Annotated in this window: 19 protein-coding genes and 1 pseudogene; 7 read left to right on the forward strand and 13 right to left on the reverse strand. The window is 67.5% G+C overall.

The genetic code is table 11. From position 1 onward, the window contains the following. Positions 1–33: 33 nt before the first annotated feature. Positions 34–2,688, forward strand: a complete 2,655-nt coding sequence (gene mutS, locus HWY45_RS27160) for a DNA mismatch repair protein MutS (protein WP_059809677.1) — start codon at positions 34–36, stop codon at positions 2,686–2,688. After that, entirely contained in the window at positions 2,669–3,904 is a 1,236-nt protein-coding gene (locus HWY45_RS27165) for a hypothetical protein (RefSeq protein ID WP_059879017.1), read from the forward strand. The genes mutS and HWY45_RS27165 overlap by 20 nt, the downstream gene beginning before the upstream one ends. A gap of 30 nt (positions 3,905–3,934) precedes the next feature. Here the strand turns inward: HWY45_RS27165 and HWY45_RS27170 are convergent, their stop codons facing one another. Next, positions 3,935–4,477 (reverse strand): FKBP-type peptidyl-prolyl cis-trans isomerase, encoded by a 543-nt coding sequence (locus HWY45_RS27170; protein WP_059809681.1) that lies wholly within the window; start codon positions 4,475–4,477, stop codon positions 3,935–3,937. Between the two features lie 32 nt (positions 4,478–4,509). On the opposite strand from HWY45_RS27170, the gene HWY45_RS27175 reads away from it, so the two are divergent. Together HWY45_RS27175 and HWY45_RS37350 are read left to right on the forward strand one after the other, a co-directional pair. Next, on the forward strand, positions 4,510–5,733 hold the full coding sequence (locus HWY45_RS27175; protein WP_059879014.1) for a cupin domain-containing protein: 1,224 nt from the start codon (positions 4,510–4,512) through the stop codon (positions 5,731–5,733). A gap of 55 nt (positions 5,734–5,788) precedes the next feature. Next, a pseudogene (locus tag HWY45_RS37350) lies at positions 5,789–6,035 on the forward strand (hypothetical protein). A 302-nt stretch (positions 6,036–6,337) separates the two neighbouring features. Here the strand turns inward: HWY45_RS37350 and HWY45_RS27180 are convergent. The 10 genes from HWY45_RS27180 to HWY45_RS27225 form a co-directional block, all read right to left on the reverse strand. Beyond that, on the reverse strand, positions 6,338–7,114 hold the full coding sequence (locus HWY45_RS27180; protein WP_059879011.1) for an MBL fold metallo-hydrolase: 777 nt from the start codon (positions 7,112–7,114) through the stop codon (positions 6,338–6,340). A 4-nt stretch (positions 7,115–7,118) separates the two neighbouring features. Next, positions 7,119–8,264: an outer membrane protein assembly factor BamC gene (gene bamC / locus HWY45_RS27185; protein WP_059879008.1), complete on the reverse strand. Its 1,146-nt coding sequence runs from the start codon at positions 8,262–8,264 to the stop codon at positions 7,119–7,121. A gap of 108 nt (positions 8,265–8,372) precedes the next feature. Continuing rightward, entirely contained in the window at positions 8,373–9,278 is a 906-nt protein-coding gene (gene dapA, locus HWY45_RS27190; RefSeq protein ID WP_059567481.1) for a 4-hydroxy-tetrahydrodipicolinate synthase, read from the reverse strand. Positions 9,279–9,324: 46 nt separating this feature from the next. Further along, positions 9,325–9,912 (reverse strand): class I SAM-dependent methyltransferase, encoded by a 588-nt coding sequence (locus HWY45_RS27195; protein WP_059879058.1) that lies wholly within the window; start codon positions 9,910–9,912, stop codon positions 9,325–9,327. 20 nt (positions 9,913–9,932) lie between these two features. After that, complete coding sequence (locus HWY45_RS27200; RefSeq protein WP_059879005.1) at positions 9,933–11,135, reverse strand: tryptophan--tRNA ligase; 1,203 nt, start codon at positions 11,133–11,135, stop codon at positions 9,933–9,935. Between the two features lie 8 nt (positions 11,136–11,143). Continuing rightward, positions 11,144–11,806: a site-2 protease family protein gene (locus HWY45_RS27205; RefSeq protein ID WP_059567486.1), complete on the reverse strand. Its 663-nt coding sequence runs from the start codon at positions 11,804–11,806 to the stop codon at positions 11,144–11,146. Between the two features lie 50 nt (positions 11,807–11,856). Continuing rightward, positions 11,857–12,486 carry an L-threonylcarbamoyladenylate synthase gene (locus HWY45_RS27210; protein WP_059567488.1) on the reverse strand — a complete coding sequence of 210 codons (630 nt, stop codon included), beginning with the start codon at positions 12,484–12,486 and terminating at the stop codon, positions 11,857–11,859. A gap of 73 nt (positions 12,487–12,559) precedes the next feature. Beyond that, the gene (locus HWY45_RS27215) at positions 12,560–13,390 is read right to left on the reverse strand and encodes a 3',5'-nucleoside bisphosphate phosphatase (protein ID WP_059809687.1); all 831 of its coding nucleotides are present in this window, start codon (positions 13,388–13,390) and stop codon (positions 12,560–12,562) included. Positions 13,391–13,464: 74 nt separating this feature from the next. After that, positions 13,465–14,355, reverse strand: a complete 891-nt coding sequence (locus HWY45_RS27220; RefSeq protein ID WP_059809688.1) for an alpha/beta fold hydrolase — start codon at positions 14,353–14,355, stop codon at positions 13,465–13,467. A gap of 130 nt (positions 14,356–14,485) precedes the next feature. After that, a complete protein-coding gene (locus tag HWY45_RS27225; RefSeq protein WP_059567493.1) occupies positions 14,486–15,334 on the reverse strand; it encodes a ferritin-like domain-containing protein in 849 nt (282 codons plus the stop codon). A gap of 139 nt (positions 15,335–15,473) precedes the next feature. Between HWY45_RS27225 and HWY45_RS27230 the strand changes: the two genes are divergently transcribed. From HWY45_RS27230 to HWY45_RS27240, 3 genes are all read left to right on the forward strand, one after another. After that, positions 15,474–15,998, forward strand: coding sequence for a gamma carbonic anhydrase family protein (locus tag HWY45_RS27230; protein WP_059809692.1), 525 nt, complete (start codon positions 15,474–15,476; stop codon positions 15,996–15,998). Between the two features lie 26 nt (positions 15,999–16,024). Then, positions 16,025–16,975, forward strand: a complete 951-nt coding sequence (gene hslO, locus HWY45_RS27235; RefSeq protein WP_059567495.1) for an Hsp33 family molecular chaperone HslO — start codon at positions 16,025–16,027, stop codon at positions 16,973–16,975. 120 nt (positions 16,976–17,095) lie between these two features. Further along, positions 17,096–17,443 carry a hypothetical protein gene (locus tag HWY45_RS27240; RefSeq protein ID WP_059567498.1) on the forward strand — a complete coding sequence of 116 codons (348 nt, stop codon included), beginning with the start codon at positions 17,096–17,098 and terminating at the stop codon, positions 17,441–17,443. Positions 17,444–17,539: 96 nt separating this feature from the next. Here HWY45_RS27240 and ftsB read toward each other — a convergent pair whose 3' ends face one another. Next, entirely contained in the window at positions 17,540–17,965 is a 426-nt protein-coding gene (gene ftsB / locus HWY45_RS27245; RefSeq protein WP_059567500.1) for a cell division protein FtsB, read from the reverse strand. 80 nt (positions 17,966–18,045) lie between these two features. Beyond that, positions 18,046–19,329: a phosphopyruvate hydratase gene (gene eno / locus HWY45_RS27250; RefSeq protein WP_017331789.1), complete on the reverse strand. Its 1,284-nt coding sequence runs from the start codon at positions 19,327–19,329 to the stop codon at positions 18,046–18,048. Positions 19,330–19,395 lie beyond the last annotated feature (66 nt).

The raw sequence follows: 19,395 nt of genomic DNA on the forward strand, positions 1-19,395 counted from the left end.
ACTCGGGCACCAAAGAAACTTCACGCCAGACCTATGAGCACCATGCCGACCGATGCCCTCGCCGGCCATACGCCGATGATGCAGCAGTACCTGCGCATCAAGGCCGACCACCCCGACACGCTTGTCTTCTACCGGATGGGCGACTTCTACGAGCTGTTCTTCGAGGATGCGGAAAAGGCCGCACGCCTGCTCGACCTGACCCTCACGCAGCGCGGCGCGTCCGCCGGCAATCCGATCAGGATGGCCGGGGTGCCGCACCACGCGGTCGAGCAATACCTCGCAAAGCTCGTGAAGATGGGCGAATCGGTCGCGCTCTGCGAGCAGATCGGCGACCCGGCCACGTCGAAGGGCCCGGTCGAGCGCAAGGTCGTGCGCGTCGTCACACCGGGTACGCTGACCGACGCCGCGCTGCTGTCCGACAAGAACGACGTCTACCTGCTCGCAATGTGCGTCGGCCACAACAAGCGTGGCGTGACGACCAATGTCGGCCTCGCATGGCTCAACCTCGCGAGCGGCGCGCTGCGCCTCGCCGAGATCGAGCCCGACCAGCTCGGCGCCGCACTGGAACGCATCCGCCCCGCCGAGATCCTGACCGCCGACGGGCAGACCGACGCGATTCCGGCCGCCGCCGGCGCGCTCAGGCGCGTGCCGGCATGGCATTTCGACATCGCGTCCGGCACGCAGCGCCTGTGCGACCAGCTCGACGTCGCGAGCCTCGACGGCTTCGGCGCACACTCGCTGACGAGCGCCTGCGGCGCCGCGGGCGCGCTGCTGCTGTACGCGGCGGCCACCCAGGGCCAGCAGCTGCGGCACGTGCGCAGCCTGAAGGTCGAGAACGAAACCGAGTACATCGGGCTCGATCCGTCCACGCGCCGCAACCTCGAACTGACCGAGACGCTGCGCGGCACCGAATCGCCGACGCTCTATTCGCTGCTCGATACCTGCTGCACGACGATGGGCAGCCGGCTGCTGCGCCATTGGCTGCACCATCCGCCGCGCGCATCCGTCGCCGCGCAGTCGCGCCAGCAGGCGATCGGCGCGCTGCTCGACGCCCCCGCGGACGCAAGCCTCGACGCGCTGCGCAGCGCGCTGCGCCAGATCGCCGACGTCGAGCGGATCACCGGGCGCCTCGCGCTGCTGTCCGCGCGTCCACGCGACCTGTCGAGCCTGCGCGACACGTTCGCCGCGCTGCCGGCGCTGCGCGAGCGCATCGGGCCGATCGTCGGCAATGCGGATTCGCTCGCGCGCCTCGACGCGGCGCTCGTGCCGCCGGCCGAATGCCTGGACCTGCTGACGAGCGCGATCGCCACCGAGCCGGCCGCGATGGTGCGCGACGGCGGCGTAATCGCGCGCGGCTACGACGCGGAGCTCGACGAGCTGCGTGACATCTCGGAAAACTGCGGGCAGTTCCTGATCGACCTCGAGGCGCGCGAGCGCGCCCGCACCGGCATCGCAAACCTGCGCGTCGAATACAACAAGGTGCACGGCTTCTACATCGAGGTCACGCGCGGGCAGACGGACAAGGTGCCGGACGACTACCGCCGCCGCCAGACGCTGAAGAACGCCGAGCGCTACATCACGCCCGAGCTGAAGACCTTCGAGGACAAGGCGCTGTCCGCGCAGGAACGTGCGCTGGCACGCGAGCGCGCGCTGTACGACGCGGTGCTGCAGGCGCTGCTGCCGTTCATCCCCGAATGCCAGCGCGTCGCGTCCGCGCTCGCGGAGCTCGACCTGCTCGCCGCGTTCGCCGAGCGTGCGCGCGCGCTCGACTGGGTCGCGCCGACGTTCACCGACGAGATCGGCATCGAGATCGAGCAAGGCCGGCATCCGGTCGTCGAGGCGCAGGTCGAGCAGTTCATCGCGAACGACTGCAAGCTCGGCGCCGAGCGCAAGCTGCTGCTGATCACCGGCCCGAACATGGGCGGTAAGTCGACGTTCATGCGGCAGACCGCGCTGATCGCGCTGATGGCCTACGTCGGCAGCTATGTGCCGGCCAAGGCGGCCTGCTTCGGCCCGATCGACCGGATCTTCACCCGCATCGGCGCGGCGGACGACCTCGCCGGCGGCCGCTCGACGTTCATGGTCGAGATGACCGAGGCGGCGGCGATCCTCAACGACGCGACGCCGCAGAGCCTCGTGCTGATGGACGAAATCGGCCGCGGCACGTCGACGTTCGACGGCCTCGCGCTCGCCTGGGCGATCGCGCGGCACCTGCTCGCGCACAACGGCTGCTATACGCTGTTCGCGACGCACTACTTCGAACTGACGCAACTGCCTGCCGAGTTCCCGCATGCGGCCAACGTGCATCTGTCGGCGGTCGAGCACGGCCACGGCATCGTGTTCCTGCATGCGGTCGACGAAGGCCCCGCGAACCAGAGCTACGGCCTGCAGGTTGCCCAGCTCGCGGGCGTTCCGGCGCCGGTAATCCGCGCGGCGCGCAAGCATCTTGCCTATCTGGAGCAGCAGTCCGCCGCGCAGCACACCCCGCAGCTGGACCTGTTCAGCATGCAGCCGGCAGCCGACACGCTCGAATGCGCGGAGGCGCCGGCGCAACCGGCCGCCCCGCACCCGGCGCTCGAAAAACTGCGCGACATCGACCCCGACGACCTGAAACCGCGTGAAGCGCTCGACCTGCTGTACGAACTGCGCGCCCTCGCGCAGTCGCACGATGTCGACGGGCTTGCGTAAGCGCACCGCGTCCGGCCTGCGCACGCGCATCGCGGCCGCGCTCGCGGCGACGGCGCTGGCGCTGCTGCCGCCCGCGCTCGCCCACGCGGCACCCGCGAAGCGGGCCAGTGCGCCGGCGCCCTATTCGTTCGCCGTCGTCTCCGGCGTGCTCGGCTCGCCCGCGGACGAACCCGCCGCCCAGCGAATGTTCGAGGCGATGGCGCGTGAGCGCAACCTTGCATTCGTCGTGTACGCCGGCAACCTGAAGGGGACGAAAGAAGCCTGCCGAGACGCTGTATACATGCAGCGCGGCGCCCTGCTCGACTCGGCGCGCGTGCCGCTCGTATTCATTCCCGGCCATGACGACTGGGTCACGTGCAACACCGCGGCGGGCGGCGGCTACGATCCGGTCGAGCGGCTCGATTACCTGCGCCAGACCCTGCTCGCCGACGCAGCGCTGCCCGACCCGGGCGCACTGCAGATCACGCGCGAGAGCGAAGTCGCGCGCTTCCGGCCGTATCGCGAGAACGCGCGCTGGGTGCGCGACGACATCGTGTACGTCGCGCTCAACGCACCCGCGCCGAACAATCACTTTTCAACGGCGGGCGGCCGCAACGGCGAGTTCGAGGACCGGATCATCGCAAACGGCTTCTGGATCGACCATGCGGCCGAATACGCGAAGCGGCGCGATGCGCGCGCGCTGGTGCTGATATTCGAAGGCGACCCGCAATTCGATCGCTATGAACGCGCGGAGCGCTTCGCGTGGCTGCGGTTCAACCGCCCGCGCACACGCGATGGCTTTCGTGAATTGAAACGCACGCTGGTGAAGGCAGCGGCGACCTTTCGCGGCCCGATACTCGTGATGCATGCGAGCAGCACGCCGCTTGCGAACGGTTTCGTGATTGACCGGCCACTGCGTGCCGATGGCGGAGAACTCGTCGGCAACGTAACGCGCGTCGCGATCGGGCCGCGCCAGCCGGCGAGTCAGTGGGTAAGGGTGGGCGTGTCGCCCGCACGGCAAACGCATTTCAACGTCAGCGTGCAGGACGTGCCGAAAAACCTGCCGGTGCCGCCGGCCCTGCCGGCCTCACCGCACGACGACGTGCCGCTGCCGCAGATGCCGGAAATCCCGGCATTGCCGGCGCTGCCGGATGCCTCGTCGGCGCCGCCGCTGCCGGGCGACAGCACGGCGCCGTATGGTGCTTCGGGCGCTTCAGGCCCTGCGCCGGCCCCCTAGCCGGCCCCGACGCAAGGCGCGCCCGCCCGCTCAGTGCAGCGTGCGCCCTGACGGTTCGCCGTCCTCATCGTCCTCATCCTCGTCGACGATTTCCAGCCCGTCCGCGCCGTGCGCGTGCTCATGCTCGATTTCGTCTTCGGTAGCAACGCGCACGTCCTTCACGGTCAGCGAGAAACGCAGCGCCATGCCGGCGAGCGGATGGTTGCCGTCGAGCACGACCTTGTCCTCGGCGATGTCCGTCACCGTGTAGATCAGCGAATCGACCTCTTCGTCGCCGTCTTCCGGCGTGCCTTCGAACTGCATGCCCACTTCCAGCGGCTCGGGAAAACGATCGCGCGGCTCGATCTTCACGAGCTCCGGGTCGTAATCGCCGAACGCATCCTGCGGTTCCAGCTGGATCTGCGCCTGGTATCCCGGTTCCTGGCCATCGAGCTGTTCCTCGATCTTGGGGAACGTGCCATCATAGCCGCCGTGCAGATAGACCATCGGCTCGTCGCTTTCCTCGATCAGATTGCCTTGCGCATCCGACAGCTTGTAAGCGACCGACACGACGGTGTTTTTTGCGATTTTCATCCAATTCTCCCAAATACAAGTCCCATTATACGATGCGCAACCGGTCTCAAGCCGAACCGCGGGACGGCGCCGCCGCCTCAATCGGCGCGCCGCCCACCGATCTTCCCACGCCGCTGCTCGGCGGCCTCACCCCGGCGCAGTTCATGCGCCGCTACTGGCAAAAAAAGCCGCTGCTGGTCCGCCAGGCGATCCCCGGCGTGAAGCCCCCGCTGTCGCGCGACGCACTGTTCGAGCTGGCCGGCGACTACGACGCCGAAGCACGGCTGATCACGCATTTTCGTAACAAGTGGCAACTGGCTCATGGCCCGTTCGACGCCGACGCGCTGCCGCCCGTCACCCGCAAGGCCTGGACGCTGATGATCCAGGGCCTCGACCTGCATGTCGACGCGGCGCGCACGCTGCTCGAACGCTTCCGCTTCATCCCGGATGCGCGCCTCGACGACCTGATGATCTCGTACGCGACGGACGGCGGCGGCGTCGGCCCGCACTTCGACTCGTACGACGTGTTCCTGCTGCAGGTCGAGGGCAAGCGCCGCTGGCGCATCGGCGCGCAGAAGGATCTGTCGCTGCAGCCGGGCGTGCCGCTGAAGATCCTCGAGCATTTCGAACCGAGCGAAGAATGGGTGCTCGAGCCGGGCGACATGCTCTACCTGCCGCCGCACATCGCGCACGACGGCGTGGCCGAAGGCGAATGCATGACCTGCTCCGTCGGCTTCCGCGCCCCGTCCGCCGGCGAATTGGGCGCGCAGTTCCTCTACTACCTCGCGGAGCGCGGCGGCCTGCGCAACGGCGCGCGCAGCGACGACCTCTACCGCGACCCGAAGCAGCCCGCGGTCGATACGCCGGCGCAACTGCCGCCCGCGATGGTCGAACGGGTCGCCGCGATCGTCAACGGCATCCGGTGGCGCGAGCAGGACGTCGCGGAATTCCTCGGCTGCTACCTGAGCGAACCCAAATCGAACGTCGTTTTCGACCCGCCCGCACGCGCGCTTTCCGAGGCTGCGTTCATCGCGCAGGCAACACGGCGCGGCGTATGTCTCGACAGACGCGCCGCATTGTTGTATAACGCGCGCTCGTACTTCATCAACGGCGAGGAATGGCCGCTCGAACGGTCCGCCAAATGGCTGCCCGAACTGGCCGATCAGCGCCGTATGGAGGCGAAACGGTTTGTAACACTATCCCGGGATCCCTCCATGACAGCATTACTGCACGAGTGGTATTGTGCGGGCTGGATACGGGTCGGAAACCGGGATTAGTGTGAGTTGACCCGTAGCCCATGCAAATCAAAATTTGTATGGGAAAGACAACGTATTGACCCCGCATTTGTCGACGGTCGATAGGAAAGTGCATATAATTTCCGCCCAAGCCGTAGGGAAGATTCACGCTCTAGAAGTGCGTCTCCACCAGCGGCCCAGGTCGGTGTTGGAGCACATTACCGGTATTGTTTCGCGCTGTTGCTTACCCTTTAACCATAAAAGGACGTGATCATGAAGAAATCCCTCCTCGTAGCTTCCCTGTTGGCTGCTGTTGCACTGGCTGCTTGCAACAAGAGCGCTGACCAAGCTGCTTCGTCGGCTGCTAGCGACGCTGCTGCTGCCGCTTCGTCGGCTGCTTCGGCAGTTGCTGGTGCTGCGAGCGAAGCGACGGCTGCTGCTTCGTCGGCTACGGCTGCTGCGAGCGACGCTGCTGCTGCAGTGGCGTCGGCCGCTTCGGCAGCGACGGCTGCTCCGGCTTCGGGCGCAAGCCAGTAAGCCTCAGCATCAGCTGAAAAAAAACCGGCCCTCGGGCCGGTTTTTTTACGTCTGCAGGTTTTGTGCGGTAAGCGCCCGATACAGGCCGCCGCGCAAGCGTCAGCCCCGCCTACCCCAGCCCGAGCCAGTCGAAGCCCGCTTCCTGCGAAGCGACGACCACGTCGCGCCCGTCGGTGCCGAGCACGCTTCCGAACGCCTGGCGGGCCAGTTCCGGCAGGTTGTTCTGCTGGCTCAGGTGGGCCGCGACGAGATGGCGCAGGCGGTTGCGCTCGAGCGACGCAAGGATCCCCGCCGCCGCATCGTTGCTCAGGTGGCCATGACTGCCGCCGATCCGCGCTTTCAGCGACTTCGGATAGCGGCTCGCGGCCAGCATCGCGGTATCGTGGTTCGATTCGAGCACCAGCGCGTCACAGCCGCTCAGGACGGCCGTAATGTGCGGCGTGGAGGTGCCCACGTCGGTCAGCACGCCGAGGCGGCTGCAGCCATCCATGAACACGAACTGGAGCGGTTCCCGGGCGTCGTGCGGCACCGTATAGGGCTGCACGGCCAGATCGCGTATCTGGGCCGTCTCGTCGCCCCACAGCACGTGCAGGTCGACGTCCGCTTCGTCCGCGCCGACCGCGCGCGCGGTGCCCCAGCTCATGTAGAGCGGCAGCGACGCGCGCCGGGCAAGCGTCAGTGCGCTGCCGACATGGTCGCTGTGTTCGTGGGTGATGAGGATCGCATCGAGATCGTCGATGCCGAGATTGAGGCGGCCGAGCCGGCGCTCGACCTCCTTGGCCGAAAAGCCGCAGTCGAGCAGCACGCGGGTGGTGGTCGTGCCGCTCGCGGCTTCGACCACCAGTGCATTGCCTTCGCTGCCGCTCCCGAGGCTGGCGAATCGCACGCGCTTAGTTCAGCTGCGCGTGGAGCAGCGAGATGATCCGCTTGGCATCCGACGAGTTGTCGACCTGCCCGTTCGCGTCGACGACCGCGACCTGCGTGCCGCCGTTGCCCTGCGCACGCACGTTGACGACGTATTCCTTGCCCGGCTTCGCAGCCGACGGGCCGCCGTAGAACAGCTTGCCGAACAGGCCGTCGCGCTTGAGCTCTTCCATCGAATTCGCGTAGCGCACGCGATACACGCCCTTCTCGCGGTCGCGGCTGTCGACCGTGAAGTTGGTGCGGTCGAGCGCGAGGCCGACGCGCAGCCACGCGCGATCGAACGATTCGGCCAGTTGCAGCGTCGCCGCGCCGGCGCTCGAGTCGAGAACCTGCGCGGGCGCCGTCGCCGGCTTCGCGTCGGTCAGCATCTGCTTCGCCTGCGCTTCGGTCAGGCCGAATTTCTGCATCAGCTTGGTCAGGAACACCGCCTCCAGCACCGGGTTGCGCGGACGCTCCTCCCAGCGCGACGACGTGCCGCCCTGCGGGCCGACCATCATCTCCTCCATCGCGCTGTGCGTGATCGAGATGTCGGTATTGCCGTCCGCGGTGCGGTTCACGAGCGTGCGGAAGCGATCGCGGGTGCCGGACGAGTACACGAAGTCGACGACCTTGCCGATCGTGCGGCGGAACCAGTCGTCAGGGATGCTCGCGCGGTTCTCCGCCCAGTCGGTGACCATGATGCCGGTGGACGGCGCGTCGGTCTTCAGCGAGAAGCCGTTGTCCTGCCAGAAGTCCTTCAGGAGCGGCCACAGCTGCTCCGGCGTGCGGCCGTCGACGACGAGCCAGCGGCGATCGCCGTCGCGCTCGATGTGCATGCCGAGCGGATCCTGCGCGGTCGGCACGCCGTCCGTCGCGGTGCCGGCGGCCGTCGTCACGCGCGGCGGCAGCGAGCCGAGGCCCGCATTGACCGGCGGCGCGACGAACTGCTGGCCCGTCGGCACCGGGTTCAGGTCGCTCGGCACCGCGAGCGGCGGCGCCGAGCCGGTGTTCTTGTAGTTGACCTTGTCGGGGGCCAGATAGTCGTTCAGCGTATCGCAGCCGGCGAGCGCGCCCAGCGCAAGCGCCACCACCGAAACCTGGATGGCGCGAGAGGAAAAGGCGAAACGTTTCATGAAATCCTTCGTCTTGCTAGAACGCTCGTCAGGAGCGGCGCCGGACGGAGCCGGCCGGTGCGGGTTGATCGGGGTTGGAATCGGCGGCCGGTGCGCGGCCGCCGCATCTCACGCGAGGACGCCGCCCTCGACGAGCGCCGAGCGCACCGCGTCGTGGCAACGTTCGTCGAGCGGCGTGAGCGGCAGGCGGATACCGCCCTGCATCTTGCCCATCGCCTGCAGCGCCCACTTCACCGGGATCGGATTCGCCTCGATGAACAGGTTCTTGTGCAGCGACAGCAGCTGCATGTGCAGCTCGCGCGCCGTCTTCACGTCGCCCGCCAGCGCCGCGCGGCACAGCGCGCTCATCGCGCGCGGCGCAACGTTCGCGGTCACCGAGATGTTGCCGTGGCCGCCCAGCAGCATCAGCGCGATCGCGGTCGGATCGTCGCCGCTGTAGATCGCGAAGTGCTTCGGCGCGGCCTTGATCAGCTGCGCGGCGCGATCGATGTTGCCGGTCGCTTCCTTCACGCCGACGATGCCCGGCACCTGCGCGAGGCGCAGCATCGTCTCGTTCGACATGTCCGCCACCGTGCGGCCCGGCACGTTGTACAGGATCACCGGCAGGTCGATCGCCTCGGCGATCGCCTTGAAATGGCGATACATGCCTTCCTGCGTCGGCTTGTTGTAGTACGGCACGACCTGCAGCGTCGCATCCGCGCCAACCGCCTTCGCGTGCTTCGTCAGCTCGATCGCCTCGGCGGTCGAATTGCCGCCGGCGCCCGCGATGATCGGAATGCGTTTCGCCGCATGCTCGACCGCGGTGCGGATCATCAGGATGTGTTCCTCGACGTTGAGCGTCGCCGATTCGCCGCTCGTGCCGACCACGACCAGCGCATCGGTGCCTTCGTCGATGTGCCAGTCGATCAGTTTGCGAAACGCCGGCAGGTCGAGACTGCCGTCTTCGAGCATCGGGGTGACGATCGCGGGGATGCTGCCGCGGATTTGAATGCCGTCTTGAGTGCCGTTAGCCATGAAACGCGATTGATTTAGAACCGGTAAACGTTGAGATTGTAGCGGATTAGCCGGGCAGTTCGAAACGCGGAATACCCGCCTCCGACCCCGGAGCCGCCGCGTCGCGCACTGCGCAGATGCGCTGGATGAATGCCGCGCGCGGCGCGGCGATGAAACCGTCTTCGTACGCCACCACCCGCAGCCGCCCGCGCACCGCTTCCAGCAGTTCGCCCGGCGCGAGCAGGAACGCGGGATTGGACGGCTTGCCGACCGTTTCGTTTCCTTGCGCGAAGGTTTCGTAGATCAGCACCCCGCCCGGCGCCAGCGTGTCGAGCAGATGGGGCCAGAGCGGACGATGCAGGTAATTCGTGACGACCACGGCCGCGAACTGCGCGCCGGCCGGCAATGGCCAGGGTGCGCCTTCGAGATCGGCGTCGCGCGCGTCCACGCCGGGAATCGCCCGCAACGCCGCAAGCGCGGCCGGATCGCGTTCGAGCGCGACGACCGGATGCCCGCGCGATGCGAACCAGCGCGCATGCCGCCCGCCGCCCGCGGCGACGTCCAGCACCGCGCCGCCGGCCGGGACGAGCCGGGCCCAGCCGGCGACCCAGCGCGACGGCTCGGCGAGCCCGACGTGCGCGCCGGCGGCCGGCATCACGGGTTCATGCGCGCTGCTCACGTGTACGACAGGCCCATCGCGTCGCGCACGTCGCGCATCGTCTCGGTCGCGTACTTGCGTGCCTTGTCGCAGCCGTCGGCGACGATCGCGCGCAACAGCGACGGGTCGTCCATGTACTTCTGCGCGCGCTCGAGCATCGGCTGCTGCTCGCGCAGGATCCCTTCGACCACCGGCTGCTTGCAATCGAGGCAGCCGATGCCCGCCGAACGGCAGCCCTTCTGCACCCACTCGTGCGTCGCTTCGTCCGTGTAGACCTGGTGCAGCTGCCACACCGGGCACTTGTCCGGATCGCCCGGATCGGTGCGGCGCACGCGCGCCGGGTCGGTCGGCATCGTGCGGACCTTCTTCGTGATCGTCTCCGCATCCTCGCGCAGGCCGATCGTATTGCCGTACGACTTCGACATCTTCTGGCCGTCGAGGCCCGGCATGCGCGACGCTTCCGTCAGCAGCGCCTGCGGCTCGACCAGGATGATCTTGCGCGCGCCTTCGAGATAGCCGAACAGGCGCTCGCGGTCGCTCATCGACAGGCTCTGCGACTCCTGCAGCATCGCGCGCGCCTGCTCGAGCGCCTCGTCGTCGCCTTCCTGCTGGTACGCGTTGCGCAGCTCGCGGTACAGCTTCGCGCGCTTGCCGCCCAGCTTCTTCGCGGCTTCGAGCGCCTTCTCCTCGAACCCGGGCTCACGGCCGTACAGGTAGTTGAAGCGGCGCGCGATCTCGCGCGTCATCTCGACGTGCGGCACCTGATCCTCGCCGACCGGCACGAGCGAGCCGCGGTACAGCAGGATGTCCGCCGCCATCAGCACCGGATAGCCGAGGAAGCCGTAGGTCGACAGGTCCTTGTCCTTCAGCTTCTCGATCTGCTCCTTGTAGGTCGGCACGCGCTCGAGCCAGCCGAGCGGCGTGCTCATGCCGAGCAGCAGCGCGAGTTCCGCATGCTCGGGCACCTTGCTCTGGATGAACAGCGTCGCCTGCGCCGGATCGATGCCCGAGGCGAGCCAGTCGATCAGCACGTCCCACACGTTCTTCTCGATGACCTCGGGCGTCTCGTAGTGCGTCGTGAGCGCATGCCAGTCGACGACGCAGAAGAAGCACGGGTACTCGGACTGCAGCTTCACCCAGTTTTTCAGCACGCCGTGGTAGTGGCCGAGGTGCAGGGATCCGGTGGGCCGCATGCCGGAGAAAATACGATCTGGGAACATGGTTGTCGTTAGAAAAGCGAGGCGAAAGGAGTCAGGATGGCGGACACGACGTCGTAGCCCACGTTGACGAGCGGACGCAGCCAGAATTTCGTCAGCACGCCCGTCGTGACCAGCAAGAGGACGATGATGAAGCCGTACGGCTCGATGCGCGACAGCGCGATCGATTGCTTCGGCGGCAGCAGCGCCGCCAGGATGCGGCCGCCATCGAGCGGCGGCAACGGGAACAGGTTCAGCACGCCGAGCACGAGGTTCACGCTGACGCCGGCGAGCGCCATGCGCGTGAAGAACGGCTCGTCCACGCTCGCGGCGGCGAGCACGACGCTCAGCACGCCCCACAGCAGCGCCTGCACGAAGTTGCAGCCGGGGCCCGCGAGCGACACCCACAGGCTGCCCCAGCGCGGGTTGCGCAGGTTGCTGAACGCGACCGGCACCGGCTTCGCATAGCCGAACAGGAATGCGCCGCCGGTCAGGAAATACATCGCGAGCGGAATCGCGATCGTGCCGATCGGATCGATGTGGCGCATCGGGTTGAACGACACGCGCCCCATCATGTAGGCGGTGTTGTCGCCAAGCAGGCGGGCGGCGTAGCCGTGCGCGGCCTCGTGCAGCGTGATCGCGAAGATCACCGGCAGCGCGTAGACGGCGATGGTCTGTATCAGGGAAGCGTCCATATCGCGTTATTGTAACAAGCGCAATCGTGCGGAAACGGATTGGCGCGGGCTCACGCCGACAGGCCGAACGGCTCGAGCGGCCCGCGCCCGGCGCGCACGAGCTGCGGCTCCGCGTCCGTCAGGTCGATCACCGTCGACGGTTCGCGCGGGCAGGCGCCGCCGTCGATCACGAGATCGACCTGTTTCTCGAGCCGCTCGCGGATCTCGTCCGGATCGTTGAGCGGGTCCGTATCGGGCGGCAGGATCAGCGTCGTGCCGAGCAGCGGCTGGCCGAGCGACTCGAGCAACGCGAGCGTGATCGCGTGCTCCGGCACCCGCAGCCCGATCGTCTTGCGCGACGGATGCGACAGCCGCCGCGGCACCTCCTTCGTGGCCTGCAGGATGAACACGTACGGGCCGGGCGTCACCGACTTGATCAGCCGGTACTGCCGGTTGTCCACCATCGCGAAGTTCGCGAGTTCGGACAGGTCGCGCACCAGCAGCGACAGGTGCTGCTTGTCGTCGAGGCCGCGGATGCGGCGCACCCGCTCGACCGCGTCCTTGTCGTCGAGATGGCATGCGAGCGCGTAGCTCGAATCGGTCGGCATCGCGACCACCCCGCCCTTGTTGACGATTTCCACCGCCTGCTTGATCAGGCGCGGCTGCGGATTATCCGGATGAATCCTGAAGAACTGGGACATTGGGGGAAGGTGAAGAGGGAATGATCGGGTGCGCGCCGCGCCTGCGGCACGCACGGCCAGCGGCCGCGGCGGGTCAGAGCCAGCGTTCCCAGACCGGTTTCAGGTCGGACGGCAGCGGCGGCAGGCTGCCCAGCTCGATGCGGCCCTCGCCCGGCGCGTGGAAATCCGAGCCGCACGACGCCTCGAAGCCGAAACGGCGCGCGACGTCCGCATATTCGCGGTACTGGTCAGGCGTATGGCTGCCGGTCACGACCTCGATCGCGCGCCCGCCGAGATCGATGAACTCGCCGAAGAACGCGTCGAATTCGACCGGCGTGTAGCGGTAGCGGCCCGGATGCGCGACCACGGCTTCGCCGCCGGCGCCGCGAATCCATTGCACGGCGTCGGACAGCGTCGCCCAGCGGTGCGGCACGAAACCGGGCTTGCCGTCGCCGAGCAGGCGGTCGAACACGTCGGCCGTCGAGGCGGCATGGCCGCTCTCGACGAGAAAGCGTGCGAAATGCGTGCGCGAGATCAGGTCGGGATTCGACACGTATTTCAGCGCGCCGTCGTATGCACCGGGAATGCCGAGTGTCTCGAGCTGCGCGGCGATCGCCCGCGCGCGGGCTGCCCGGCCGTGGCGCGTGCGGTACAGGCCGTCGACGAGCGCCGGGTTCGTGGGGTCGATGTTCAGGCCGACGATGTGCACCGTGCGCGATGCCCAGGTCACCGAGATTTCGACGCCGCTCAGGTAGCGCATGCCGAGCGCCTCGGCCTCGCTGCGCGCCGCCGCCTGGCCGCCGACCTCGTCGTGATCGGTGAGCGCCCAAAGCGTCACGCCGCCGGCGTGGGCGCGGCGCGCGACATCAACGGGCGACAGCAGGCCGTCGGAGACATTCGAATGACAGTGGAGATCGGCGTTCATTTTTGGCAAGGGAAATCACGCTTCATTCTACTGCAATGCGGCATTCCGCCGCCGCTCCCCTGCCGCCGCGCCGGTTACGCGCAGAACGCCTCGATCAGCGCGGCGATCTGCTCGGGCTGGTCGTGGTGGACCATGTGGCCGGCATCCTCGACGAGCTTTTCGCGCCAGTCCGGGAACGCAGAGAAGCGCGCCTTGAATTCCGCCAGCGGGATGTCGCCGGCCAGATGCGCGAGCGTCGGCGAATTGACCGCCTCGACATGCAGCACCTTCGCGCGCACCTGCGCCCAGGTCGCCATCACTTCGTCGAGACGGTACAGCAGCGGGCCCATCATCTTGTGCGCGGGATCGGCCAGCAGATGGAAGCGCCCGTCGTCGCCCCGCTTCGACCAATGCCCGGCCAGGAACGCGGCGCGGCGCGGATCGAGCCGTGGATTGGTCTTGACCAGGCGGGCCGCGACGTCGTCGAGCGACGCATAGGATTTCAGGGCGGGCGGCTCGCGCAGCGCGTCGAGCCAGCCGCGCAAGCGGCGCGGCGACTGCTCGGCGCGGGCCGGCGCCAGGCCGAAGCCTTCCAGGTCGACGACACGCCGCACGCGCTCCGGCCGTGCGCCCGCATACAGGCACACGACGTTCGCGCCCATGCTGTGCCCGACCAGATTGACCTCGCCGGCCGGCGCATAGTGGTCGACCAGTGCGTCGAGGTCGCCGAGGTATTCATGGAACCAGTAATGGCCGCCGCCCTGCTGTGCAACCGGCCAGTCGGACAGCCCGAAGCCGCGCGCGTCCGGCGCGATCACCTGCCAGTCGCCCGCGAGCGCGTCGACGACGAACTGGAACGACGCCGCGACGTCCATCCAGCCGTGCAACATGAACAGCGTCGGCGCATCCGGCCGGCCCCAGCGCCGGACGTGCAGCCTGACGCCTCGCACCGTAACGAAATCGGAAACAGAACTCGTGGCATTCATCGCAGCCGCCAAAAAAAGAATGATCGTTCGATTATAGCGGCGTCGCCTGCACCGCCGTTACCCCTGCCGACGATCATGGCGCGTGTCGAGGCACTCCTCTATGCCGGCCCGATCAGCCGATTTCCGGGCCTCATGCCGCGCCCGCCCGGTCCTGGGCGGCAAGTTCTTCCAATTCGGCCGCGTCGAATCCCGCGCTGCGGCGCGCGTCGAAATTGAACGGCCCGCGCAGCCGCGGCGCGTGGTATTGCTCGGCGAGCTGCCGGTAGGTCGGCACCGGATCGCGACCGGCCTCGTCGCACAGATGGCGAAACCAGCGGTTGCCGATCGCGACGTGGCCGATTTCGTCGCGCAGGATCACGTCGAGGATCGCCGCCGATGCATGGTCGCCCGCCTGCGCGAGCCGCGCGCGGATCGGCGGCGATGCGTCGAGCCCACGCGCTTCGAGCGTGCGCGGCACGAGCGCCATGCGCGCGAGCACGTCGCCCGCGGTGCGCTCGCACATCTCCCACAGCCCGTTGTGCGCGGGAAAATCGCCGTATGCGTGACCGAACTCGGCGAGCCGGCCGGCGAGCAGCGAAAAGTGATACGCCTCCTCGGCCGCGACCTTCAGCCAGTCCGCGTAAAACGCGTCCGGCTGGCCGGCAAAGCGCCACACCGCGTCGAGGGCCAGATTGATCGCATTGAATTCGATATGCGCGAGCGCGTGCAGCAGCACCGCCCGCCCTTCCGGCGAGCGCATGCTGCGCCGCTCGAGCTGGCGCGGCTCGACCAGCACGGGCCGCGCCGGTCGCCCCGGCAGCCCGGCGGGCTCGGGCAGCACGAGCGACGGATCGATCGCCGCCTGCCCGGCCAGCAACGCGTCGTGGAGCGCGCGCACCCGGACGGCTTTTTCCGCCGGCTCGGGCACGGCGAGTGCGGCAAGCGCTGCGCGGCGCACGCAGGCCGGCGCGTCGGAGAACGAGGAAAACTCCATGCTCATAAACGGGGACACCGTGAAAAGCGCGGCGAGAGCCGCCGGACACAACGGTTTACAATACGCAGCTGTGCCGCGGCGACGCACGCCGCGCGAAACGCGCCATTTTACCGGCGCGCCCAACGAACGAGACCAAGGAGACTCCGTGACGATCTACAAGCTGGGCGACACCGCCCCGACGATCCACGAAAGCGTGTTCGTCGCCGATACGGCGGCCATCATCGGCAAAGTCGTGCTCGAGGAAAATTCGAGCGTATGGTTCGGCGCGACGCTGCGCGGCGACAACGAGCCGATCACGGTCGGCGCGGGCAGCAACGTGCAGGAAGGCGCGGTGTTGCACACCGACCCCGGCTATCCGCTGACGATTGCCGGGAACGTGACGATCGGGCACCAGGCGATGCTGCACGGCTGCACGGTCGGCGAAAACTCGCTGATCGGAATTCAGGCGGTGATCTTGAATGGCGCGGTCATCGGCCGCAACTGTCTGGTCGGCGCCGGCTCGATCGTGACGGAGGGCAAGACGTTTCCGGACAATTCGCTGATACTCGGCGCCCCGGCGAAGGTGGTGCGCGAACTGTCGGCCGAGGACATCGCGCGCCTGCGCGCAAATGCGAAAACGTACGTCGACCGGCGTGCGCATTTCAAGGAGCAACTCGTGCGGATCGGCTGACACCGCGCGATTTTCAAGGAAGAAGAGTGAGCGACCAGTTACAGAAATTCATGTTCAATGCGGCGCCCGTGCGCGGTGAAATCGTTTCGCTGCGCAACACGTGGCAGGAAGTGCTGACCCGCCGCGACTACCCCGCGCCCGTGCGCACGGTGCTCGGCGAGATGATGGCCGCCTGCGCGCTGCTGTCGGCGAACCTGAAATTTCACGGCACCCTCGTCATGCAGATCTTCGGCGACGGGCCGGTGAAGATGCTGGTCGTGCAATGCAGCTCGGATCTGTCGATGCGCGCGACCGCGAAGTTCTCCGGCGACGTCGCGCAGACGATCGGCGACGACACGCGCTTCGCCGATCTCGTCAACGCGAGCGGCCACGGCCGCTGCGTGATCACGCTCGATCCGGCCGACAAGCTGCCGGGCCAGCAGCCGTACCAGGGCATCGTGCCGCTCAACGGCGAACACGGCTCGCTGGAATCGATCGCGCAGGTGCTCGAGCAGTACATGCATCACTCGGAACAGCTCGACACGCGCCTGTGGCTCGCCGCCGATCGCGATCGCGCGGTCGGCATGCTGCTGCAGAAGCTGCCCGGCGACGGCGGCATCGTGCCGCGCACCGCGGAAACCGACGCCGACACGTGGGAACGCGTGTGCACGCTCGGCGGCACGCTGTCCGCGCAGGAACTGCTCGAAGTGGAGCCGGAAGTCGTGTTCCGCCGGCTGTTCTGGCAGGAAAACGTGCAGCACTTCGAGCCCGCCGTCACGCGCTTCCAGTGCACGTGCTCGCGCGAAAAGGTGGGCGCGATGCTGCGCATGCTCGGCCAGGACGAAGTCGACGGCGTGATCGTCGAGCGCGGCCACGTCGAGATTCATTGCGAGTTCTGCAACCAGCGCTACGAGTTCGATCCCGTCGATGTCGCGCAGCTGTTCGCGTCGCCCGAACTCGCGAGCGGCGTGACGCCTGCCGCCGGGCAGCGTCACTGAGCCGCGCGCCCGCGCACCGGCCGGTGCGCGGGCGCATAATGACGCACGCGTATCGAGCGCGCCGCCTCGCGGCCCGAAGCGTCGGGCCGCCCCGAACCCGGCGCGCCGCTGGAGAAGGTCATGAATCGCCTGTTTCGCCCCCTCTTGTCGACGAGCGCCGCAGCCGGCCTGCTCGTCCTCGCCGGCTGTGCGGTGCAGCCGCCCTCCACGATCCTGAGCCGCCTGCCGGAGCAACGCGCGGCCGGCCAGCCGCCGACGCTGACACCCGCCGAACGCAAGCGCTACGACGAGATCGACAGGCAGGCGCTGCGCGAACAGAACGATGCGATGGCGGCGGAAGCCGCGATACGCGCATGGTCGTACTACACGCCGCCGCCCGTCACGTTCTACGGCAGCTACTACGGCGGCGGCTGGGGGCGCGGCTGGGGCACCGGCGTCAGCTATGGCTATCCGGGCTGGTGGTGGTAGCCGCCGCATCGGCCCGATTATCGACCGTCAGGAAATAAAAAAGCACGGCATTTACCGTGCTTTTTCAATGGCATTGCTGAACCTGCTTCAGCGTCTTCAGTGGTGGGCCGGCTTGCCCTTCTCGCCGCCGCGATGCCGCGACGGCTTCGCGATCGACTGCGGATTCGGCACGACACGCACCGGTGCCGCGGAGACTTCGCCGCGCGTCGACGTGTTGGACAGCGTGTTGGCGACCGGCGCGGGCTGCGCGTTCGGCGATACGAACTGCACGAACACCTCGCCGTCCTTCACCATCCCCATCTCGTAGCGCGCGCGCTCCTCGATGGCTGCCGTGCCGCCCTGCAGGTCCTGCACTTCGCCTGCGATCCGCTCGTTGCGCAGCTTCTCGTCCGCGTTCTTCCGCAACTGGCCGTCCAGCTGCTGACGCAGCTCGTGCACCCGCAACCAGCCCCCATGTCCCCACCATAGGGGGTACTGAATGAGCGCCAGCAAGGCAATCAGGACGACAGTGACAAGCCGCATGTACGAGACGCAGATATAAGAAGCGCCGCTCCACGCATTACGCAGAGCGGCGTCGAAGCAACTAACGCGATAGTAGCGTGTTAGCGCAGGTTATAGAAAGCCGATTTGCCCGGGTAGCTGGCGATATCACCGAGATCTTCCTCGATGCGCAGCAGCTGGTTGTACTTCGAGATGCGGTCGCTGCGCGACAGCGAACCCGTCTTGATCTGGCCGGCGTTCAGGCCGACCGCGATGTCCGCGATCGTCGAGTCTTCCGTTTCGCCCGAGCGGTGCGAGATCACGGCCGTGTAGCCCGCGCGCTTCGCCATCTCGATCGCCGCGAACGTTTCGGTCAGCGTACCGATCTGGTTGATCTTGATGAGGATCGAGTTCGCGATGCCCTTCTCGATGCCTTCCTTCAGGATGCGCGTGTTGGTGACGAACAGGTCGTCGCCGACGAGCTGCACCTTCTTGCCGAGACGCTCGGTCAGCAGCTTCCAGCCGGCCCAGTCGCCTTCGTGCATGCCGTCCTCGATCGACACGATCGGGAACTTGTCCGCGAGCGTCGCGAGGTAGTCGGTGAACTCGGCCGACGACAGCTGCAGGCCTTCGCCCGCGAGCTGGTACTTGCCGTCGTGGTAGAACTCGGATGCCGCGCAGTCGAGCGCGAGCAGCACGTCTTCGCCCGCACGGTAGCCGGCCTTCTCGATCGCCTGCAGGATCGTCGACAGGCACTCGTCGTTGCTGCCGAAGTTCGGTGCGAAGCCGCCTTCGTCGCCCACCGCCGTGCTCATGCCGCGGTCGCTGAGAATCTTCTTCAGCGCGTGGAACACTTCCGCGCCGCAACGCAGGGCTTCACGGAACGTCGGCTGGCTCACCGGGACGATCATGAATTCCTGGATGTCGAGGCTGTTGTTCGCATGCGCGCCGCCGTTGACGATGTTCATCATCGGGACCGGCAGCTGCATCGCGCCCGAGCCGCCGAAGTAGCGGTACAGCGGCAGGCCGGCTTCCTCGGCCGCAGCCTTCGCGACGGCCATCGACACGGCCAGCATCGCGTTCGCGCCGAGGCGCGACTTGTTGTCGGTGCCGTCGAGCTCGAGCAGCGTCTTGTCGAGGAACGCCTGTTCCGACGCGTCGAGGCCCATGATGGCTTCGGAGATTTCGGTGTTGATGTGCTCGACCGCCTTCAGCACGCCCTTGCCGTTGTAGCGGCCGGCTTCGCCGTCGCGCAGTTCGATCGCTTCACGCGAGCCGGTGGATGCGCCCGACGGCACGGCCGCGCGGCCCATCGTGCCCGATTCGAGCAACACGTCGCATTCGACGGTGGGGTTGCCGCGCGAATCCAGAATCTCGCGGCCGATGATATCTACGATGGCACTCATGGGTTTCCTCTGAGAATGACGATGGATTCTTCAAACTGCGACGGCGCTCGCGCGAAAGCCGCTTTC

The sequence above is a fragment of the Burkholderia stagnalis genome (assembly GCF_902830275.1).
In the GTDB taxonomy this organism is placed as follows: Bacteria; Pseudomonadota; Gammaproteobacteria; order Burkholderiales; family Burkholderiaceae; genus Burkholderia; species Burkholderia stagnalis.